This window comes from Planktothrix sp. FACHB-1355 (assembly GCF_014748295.1).
In the GTDB taxonomy this organism is placed as follows: domain Bacteria; phylum Cyanobacteriota; class Cyanobacteriia; order Cyanobacteriales; family Aerosakkonemataceae; genus Aerosakkonema; species Aerosakkonema funiforme_A.
In genome coordinates this window covers 1-8,239 of the sequence record NZ_JACJUP010000184.1, presented here as the reverse complement: position 1 = coordinate 8,239, position 8,239 = coordinate 1, and the positions used below count along the sequence as shown (strand labels likewise).

Annotated in this window: 4 protein-coding genes; 3 read left to right on the top strand and 1 reads right to left on the bottom strand. The window is 45.9% G+C overall.

The annotated features are described in order from the left end of the window. Positions 1-118: 118 nt before the first annotated feature. Complete coding sequence (locus tag H6S82_RS10685) at positions 119-496, bottom strand: hypothetical protein (protein WP_191056210.1); 378 nt, start codon at positions 494-496, stop codon at positions 119-121. Between the two features lie 172 nt (positions 497-668). Here H6S82_RS10685 and H6S82_RS10680 point away from each other — a divergent pair, with 172 nt between their 5' ends. From H6S82_RS10680 to H6S82_RS10670, 3 genes are all read left to right on the top strand, one after another. Continuing rightward, positions 669-1,706, top strand: coding sequence for a tetratricopeptide repeat protein (locus tag H6S82_RS10680; protein ID WP_190467272.1), 1,038 nt, complete (start codon positions 669-671; stop codon positions 1,704-1,706). Between the two features lie 13 nt (positions 1,707-1,719). Beyond that, positions 1,720-2,547: a sulfatase-like hydrolase/transferase gene (locus tag H6S82_RS10675; protein WP_190467270.1), complete on the top strand. Its 828-nt coding sequence runs from the start codon at positions 1,720-1,722 to the stop codon at positions 2,545-2,547. 855 nt (positions 2,548-3,402) lie between these two features. Beyond that, positions 3,403-8,239: type I polyketide synthase (locus tag H6S82_RS10670; protein ID WP_191056209.1), on the top strand; the 4,837-nt coding region annotated here is incomplete at its 3' end.

The following is an 8,239-nucleotide window of genomic DNA, read 5'->3' as shown; positions in this document are numbered from 1 at the left end:
CTAAAAAAGCCTGCCATAGGAGTAAATATATAACCGGGTTCGTCAATACACCAAATGTATTTTTTTTCTTGCTTTGTTTTGTTCTTGCTCCTGTGATATTTTGGAAAATCTTTTCTTGCTATTTTACGTTCGGTACTAATATTTTTTTTTTAATTTTATGCCTGCCATATCGGTTTTTTTTAGATATTTCTGGATTTAAAATAGCCTGCTCATTTAATGATTCCAAAAGGCCAAATCTAGCTATTTGCTCTGAGAATTGATTGAATTCTTCTTCATTCATGGAAAGTTCAAAACGGCTTTTAAAAGCAGATAATATCTGCGAAGGCGTAGAAGTTCCATTCATTGCTTGGCAGAGAAAATATTCTTCTTCACCAAACTCAAAAGTCTCGCCTGAAGTTGGATCTTTGACTAAATAAAATTTGGTTTGTGCATCTTTTTTTGTTATGGGTGTAATAATTAGGTTTTTACGGAAGCGATTTTGTAAATATTTATACATAACAATACCATTCTCCGATCGCAATATTTAGGTTATGTTTACATTATTGCGAAAACTGTTCCTAAAATACCAGATGTATCTAAATTTATTTTAAATCAAGATTAAATTTATTGCTTTTCCAGATAGGTGTGCTAAAGTTGGAATAGCAATAAATTTTTCACGGTAAAAATTCATGGCTAACTTTACACCTCAAGTAAAGCGTTTAGGTAAAAACGAACGCGAGCAAGTTAAGGTAGGATTTGCACTGGCAAAAGAAAAGCGTTTTGACGAAGCTTTATCGGAGTTTGAAGCGATTTTAAAAGATAATCCAGCTTCTAAACCCGCTCATCTGGGCGCAGGAAATATGTTGCTGAGGCAAGAACGTTACGAGGAAGCTTTAGAACATTTTAAGGCGGTAAAAAAATTAGATCCGCTGATGGTGCAAGCACCGCTAGCAGCAGGAAGGGTGTATTTAAGACAGGATAATCTGGCACAAGCGCTGGAAGAATTTAAAACCGCTCTCAGCATTGACCCAAATTCTACACAAGCTTATCAAAGTATAGGTCGGATTCTGGTTAAGCAAGAAAAATACGCCCAAGCGGAAGAGCAGTTCCGTCAGGCACTGCGCTTAGACCCTCGACTTGTCCCAGTGCGCTTGCAACTGGCGCAAATCTATCAAACACAAGGTAAGCTTCCAGATGCAGTTTCCGAAATCAAGACAGCGATAAATGTAGATTCTAAGGCATGGCGTGCGTATCAAGCACTAGGGCGCATTTATACAGAACAAAAAAATTACAAGGGTGCGAAAGAAGCTTTTGAAAAAGCGGTATCATTGAACCCCGAAATGCCTCCAGCGGCTAGATTGGGATTAATAGAAGCGTTGGTTCAAAATAACGAACTAGAAGAAGCGATCGAAATGTTGAATCAAGTTCCTCGCGTCAAGCAGCTCGCCGCGAAGACACATCAACTCTGGGGCGACATTTATCAGCGTCAGGGTCTAACTAAGGAAGCAGCAGAAGAATACCGCGCTGCTAGTTTGGCAGCTTCGGAAGCTGGAGATATCCCAGATGAATTGGCAGAACTCGATGCCATACTAGAACAAGATGATACGAGTTCCCCCAACTTGATCTCTTCCTACAGATCCCTGGCACTTCAGCAGCTTACACAAGCTCAAACTCGTGCGCGTCAAAACTTCCAACAACGCCGTCAGGGAAAAAGTACTTTAAAATAGACCCGTAGGATTTATGCCGAATCATCTTGTATACATCATTATGGATAGCTGTCGGTATGACAGCTATCAGGCAGCATCCACACCAAATATGGATAAGTTGGGTCTGGCGGAGCGTCGCTACAGCTATGCTTCTTGGACATCGCCTTCTCACTATGCAATGCTGATGGGAATGGTTCCCCATACCAGTCCGCGTGGCGTGTTTGCCTCTGAGGTATACAAGCATGAGTTCGCTAAATGGGTCGATCGCTTAGGGATTCCCAACTTGTCTTTCAAAACTTTTGTGCCTCAACTTTCTTTACCCAAAGTTTTGAAAGACCAAGGCTATCGGACGATCGCACGGGTTTCCCTACCCGTTCTCAACCAATTTACCAGTATCAATAAATTTTTTGATGATTATAAATTGATGGGAAATCATAACGATTTCGCCTCAATGGTGCGAGAAATAGAATTTCCCACTCAAGAACCGCGATTTTACTTCCTCAATTTGGGTGAAACTCACTATCCATATATGCTCGAAGGTGAAGACTTGCCTCATATATCGGGCGTTCACGGTGTCTTTAAAAAAATGGATGAGTTTATTCTGGCTGGGAATGACGAACAATCAGAAAAAACTTTCTTTGATGCGGAAGAAATGCAGCGTTTGCACAAGCAGCAAATTAAGTGCGTTGAATACGTAGACGGGCTTTTGGCGGATTTGTTTGACAAATGTCCAGCCAATACCCATATCATCATCACCGCCGATCACGGAGAACTATTTGGCGAAGATGGTTATTTCGGTCATGGCCCAGTTATGCACGAAAAGTGTTTTGAGGTGCCTTTTTTAGAAGGTATAAATCCCTAGAATATCTCGTTGATTTGACAGTAGAAAATTTAATAGTCAGTACAGGTTGGCGATCGCGTTTTAGTAGAGCTAGAGCGCCAGCCCAGTAGAATAAATTGATAAAAAGAACGAAATATGTATTGTGTAGGGGCTCAGCATTTGGGCGACAATCGATCGCGGCAACAATTTTTCTGCTCCGTTAGCTTCGCCCTGCCGAGGTTTATATAGACATACATAACCTCATTTCTTTTGTCAACCTCTTTTACTGGGCTGGCGCTCTAGGCTGTTATGCCTTCATTTAATCCCCTTCTGCTCCTCTGTGGCGTTAATAATTCAGACGTAACCGGAAACGATATTACTCTCTTCCCTCCGGATGATTATCGATCGCAAGTACCTGTTATTCTTTTTTCCCGTTCTTTGCCTAAAAATGCAATACATATTTTTTGAGCGCTAAGGGAGTAATCTTTTGGGTAAGTCACTTTTGCGTCGCTGACTTCTCGCGGCCCCAGTATATTCACTATCGATGTGCAATCTATAACTAAGTAGCTCGGATGTCATAACCTTGAGAAAAATATTCATAAAGATAGAGGTAATGATTACTACCAAAATCTATCCACTAAGACTAGATCAAAAAGTCCACCTTAAGTCCAAATTCAAAAGAACTTTAAACATACCCCGGTAACGATGAAGATTATGTAAAACTATTTGACGAAGTATAGGTACAGCGAATACAAATGAAATGTATATGCTTTAAAACATAGATACGTAATCCCAACTATCTTCTCAAACCCGGAATCAGGAAGTTGACTTTCAACAGTTGTAGCTAAAAGTGTTGTTCCAGCCCTAGTCCGACCCACCCTTCATAGGCAAAAACTCATGGATAGTATGTTTGCTTGTTTGTCCATAAGTCCCATAGAACTAGATCGTCCCGGCATAGCAGTTGCGACAAGTAGATCCGGGGGAATAGGGGTGCTAGATACAGAATTTTGTAGATATGCGGACATAAAGAAAGCAACTGAGCATTTAAACAAGCTTTTAGACCTGGTAGGAGCCCAGAATGCTGTGGGATTGCGTTTACGCTCAGAAGCAATCCCAGCATTGGCATCTCTTGTAGAAAAACTCTTGGATCGCCCGCATTGCTTGATTCTGTGCGGCTGGAACGCCCAAAACCTCAAAAAGACGATCGCATCCCTACCAGCCTCATCCAGCCGCAAACTGCTGCTGGAAGTCACAGATACAGACCAAATTACCGACCTAAACATTTCAAACCCGAACATAGACGGCATAGTTGCCAAAGGACACGAAGCTGGCGGTTGGGTAGGGGAAGACTCAGCATTTGTACTGACGCAAAAACTCATAGCCAGACAGTCGTTGCCAGTCTACGTACAGGGTGGGATCGGCATTCATACAGCAGCAGCTTGTCGCGCCGTCGGTGCTGCCGGTGTAATCTTGGATGACCAGTTATGGCTGATGCCGGAATCTCCCTTACCGACAGAATGGCAGCGCTACCTCAACAACCTCAACGGTCAAGAAGCCATTGTCATCGGCGAAAGACTGCAACGCAATTGCCGCATTTTGTCCAGACCCGGATTCCAGGTAATCAAAACTTTACAACAACAGGCGGAAAAATTAGAGCTAGAAGCAGATCCGGCATCGAAAATAACTCAACGCTGGCAACACCAAGCTAACCAGCTGATAGGTTGGGGAGAGCCCGGTAAAATAGCTTGGCCGATGGGACAATCTGTAGGTTTGGCCGCTACCTACGCGAATCGCTACAAAACTACAGGTAGATTTATACAAGCGCTACTAAATACCTCCTTAGAGCGTGTCAGAACAGTACAAGCGCAGCCACCGCTTCAGCAGCACTCACCTTTAGCTGTATCTCACAAAACTCAATATCCGATCGTCCAAGGGCCGATGACCCGCGTCAGCGATACCGCTGAATTCGCTGATGCCGTATCTGCCGCTGGTGGTTTACCCTTATTAGCCTTAGCATTGTTGCGAGGCCCGCAAGTTAAAGACTTATTGTATAAAACCAAACAAATACTGGGCGATCGCTCCTGGGGAGTTGGCATCCTGGGTTTTGTTCCCCACGCCTTGCGACAAGAACAACTACAAGTAGTTAAAGAAGTAAAACCACCCTTTGCTTTAATAGCCGGAGGGCGTCCAGACCAAGCAGCTCACTTAGAAGCAGAAGGCATTGCCACCTATATTCACGTACCCGTCCCTGCCTTGCTGAAAATGTTCCTCGAACAGGGAGCAAAGCGATTTGTGTTTGAAGGTCGGGAATGCGGCGGTCACGTAGGGCCGTTGTGTAGCTTTTTACTGTGGGAAAGCACGATCGAAACCTTGCTAGCAGAAGTTCCCCCAGGTAAAGAAACTGAAATTCACGTTTTGTTTGCAGGCGGCATTCACGATGCTGTTTCGGCGGCAATGGTGAGTGCAATGGCAGCGCCTCTGGTAAAAAGAGGTATCCGGATCGGAGTGCTGATGGGCAGCGCTTATCTATTTACCGAAGAAGCAGTATCCTGTGGCGCAATCGTCAAAGGATTTCAAGAACAAGCGATCGCCTGCCAGCGTACAATCAACCTGGAAACCGGCCCAGGTCACGCCAGCCGTTGTGCCGTTACCCCATTCGCACAAGAATTTTACGATACTCGTCGCCGTATGATGGCAGCCGGCAGTTCTCCTGAAGAAATCAAAGATGCCTTAGAAGACCTTACTTTAGGACGTTTGCGAATAGCTTCCAAAGGCTTAAAGCGGGAGAAGAGCGAAATTACTACCGTAGAGTCAGATAAACAACTGACTGACGGGATGTACATGATCGGCCAAGTTGCGACTTTACGCAACAAAATTTGTACGATCGAATCTTTGCACAAAGATGTTTCGGAAAACAGTAGCAAACTGCTGGAATCTTTCGCATCAGTTAGCGAAGTAGAATCCAAAATCCCAAATCCATCTGATATTGCCATTATCGGCATATCAACATTACTGCCCAAAGCACAAGATAAACAAACATTCTGGGATAACATTCTCAACAAAATAGATGCAGTCACCGAAATTCCAGCTCATCGTTGGGATTGGCGATTGTACTACGATGCCGATCGCAACGCCCGCGACAAAATCTATTCCAAATGGGGAGGATTTATAGACGATGTAGCGTTCGATCCGATGAAATTTGGCATCCCCCCCAAATCCTTAAAATCGATCGAACCCTTGCAGCTGCTCACCTTAGAAGCAGTCCGTCGCGCCTTGGCAGATGCGGGATTGGCAGATGGGAATTTCGATCGCGAAAACACTTCTGTAATCTTGGGTGCGGGTGGCGGTATTGCAGACCTTGGCCAGCAATACGCCACACGCTCGGAAATTCCCCGATTTATCGATAACCCATCCCAAGAAGTTTGGGAACGGTTACCAGAATGGACGGAAGAATCTTTCCCAGGTTTGCTGCTCAACGTAATTTCAGGTAGAGTAGCCAACCGTTTCGATTTTGGCGGCTCCAACTTTACAGTTGATGCAGCTTGTGCATCCTCCTTAGCAGCAGTATATCAAGCGGTGAGGGAGCTAGAAACACGTCGCAGCAATGTCGTTATTGCTGGCGGAGTAGATACAGTTCAAAGTCCTTTTGCCTATATGTGTTTCAGCAAAACACAAGCACTCTCGCCACGAGGCAAATCGCGGACTTTTGATAAAAGTGCCGATGGCATTGCTATTAGTGAAGGGATAGCAATTCTGGTTCTGAAACGATTAGAAGATGCCGAACGAGATGGCGATCGCATCTACGCCGTCATCAAATCCGTAGCCAGTTCCAGCGACGGCAAAGGATTGAGCATGACAGCTCCTTTACCCGCAGGACAAATGCGAGCCTTAAAACGCGCCTACGAAAAAGCCGGTTTCGCACCGAATACAGTGGGTCTTTACGAAGCACACGGTACCGGTACAGCAGCAGGCGATCGAGCCGAATTAGAAACAATTGTCACCACTCTCAAAGAAAGTGAAGCTGCCAGTAAATCTTGTGTAGTGGGATCTGTCAAAACGACGATCGGCCACACCAAGAGTACCGCCGGCGTGGCAGGTTTAGTGAAAATCGCTTTATCCTTGCACCACAAAGTTCTGCCACCGCACATCAATGTCGAAAATCCCCTCGACCCGATTAGCAATCCAGAAAGTCCGGTATATCTATTAAAAGAAGCCAAACCTTGGTTAGCCAACCCAAACAACCCACGTCGATCGGCAGTCAGTGCTTTCGGATTTGGGGGAACCAACTTCCACGCCGTATTAGAAGAATACCAAGGTAATTTAGTCAGTGTTGCCCCAGGTTCCCCAAATTGGGTAGTCGAGCTGTTCGTGTGGAAAGCGAGCGATCGCCAAGACTTAGAAAAACAGCTGCGCCACCTCAAAGATGCTTTAGCCGCAGGAGCTTTACCCACGCTGCGCGATTTAGCCTACACCTACGCCAAACTAGCACAAGAGAGAGCCGCCGACCCAGTTTGTTTGGCTTTTGTCGCCGAAAGCTTAGAAAAACTCAAAGAAACCCTAGAGTCGATCCTCTTGCACATAGGTGGCGATACATCAGTAAAATTGCCTCCTTATGTGCAACTGAATCTGATATTTCTCAAAAATCAGTGGTCAGTTACAAGCAACGATCCAAAACAAACCCTTGACAAAATAGCCTTCTTGTTCCCCGGACAAGGATCGCAATATCCAGACATGGGTCGCGAAGTAGCGCTGTACTTCCAAGAAATGCGCGAATCTGTAGAACTGGCAGACGCGCAGTTGCAAAATCGCTTGCCCAAACCTTTGCGTCAGTACATCTATCCCCCCAGCGCTTATTCCGACGCCGAAGATGTCCGCAACCAACAAGCGCTCACCGATACCCAAATCGCTCAACCCGCCTTGGGAGCGATCGAAGCCGGCTTTATGGATGTGTTGGCAAAGCTGGGACTTGTACCCGACATGGTAGCCGGACACAGCTACGGAGAATACGCTGCCCTTCACTGCGCTGGAGTTTTGTCCAGAGAAGACTTTTTCAGCCTTTCCGAAACCAGAGGTAAGGTGATGGCAGCTGCTTGCGCTGCTTCTGACGGAGCGATGGCGGCGGTGCAGACCACCCGCGAAGACTTACTCACCCGCCTTGTGGGGGTAGATAGGGTATCTATAGCCAACCACAACGCACCCCGCCAAACAGTCATTTCCGGCGAAAAAGAAGCGATCGGCAAAGTCGTCGATAGCTTGAACGTAGCCGGAATAATGGCGCGGATGCTTCCCGTTGCCGGTGCGTTCCACTCCGCCTTAGTATCCTCCGCCCAAGCAAGCTTAACCCAAGCGATCGGCCAAGCCAAAATTCAGCCTCCTAAAATTCCGGTTTACGGTAATTCCACCGGCATTCCCTACAAATCGGACATCGACGCGATCCGCGAGCAATTATCCGAACACCTGCTCAGCTCCGTGGAATTTGTGGCCCAAATTAATGCCATGTACGATAACGGAGCGCGGATCTTCGTAGAAGTTGGCCCCAAGAGCATCCTCACCAAGTTAGTCAGCCAAATTCTAGAAGGCAAGAATTATACCGCCGTATCCCTAGACGGACAAGGCTCAGGACTAAAAGGTTTGTTGACAGCCATCGGTACTTTGGTAACAAAGGGCGTCGGGATCGAGCTGACATCTTTATTTGAAGGTCGCGATGTCCGTCAGTTAGACTTATCCCAACTTG

Bases quoted from the DNA above. Each gene is read 5' to 3' on its own strand.
- H6S82_RS10685 (WP_191056210.1), bottom strand. From the start codon at position 496: ATGTATAAATATTTACAAAATCGCTTCCGTAAAAACCTAATTATTACA.
- H6S82_RS10675 (WP_190467270.1), top strand. From the start codon at position 1,720: ATGCCGAATCATCTTGTATACATCATTATGGATAGCTGTCGGTATGAC.
- H6S82_RS10680 (WP_190467272.1), top strand. From the start codon at position 669: ATGGCTAACTTTACACCTCAAGTAAAGCGTTTAGGTAAAAACGAACGC.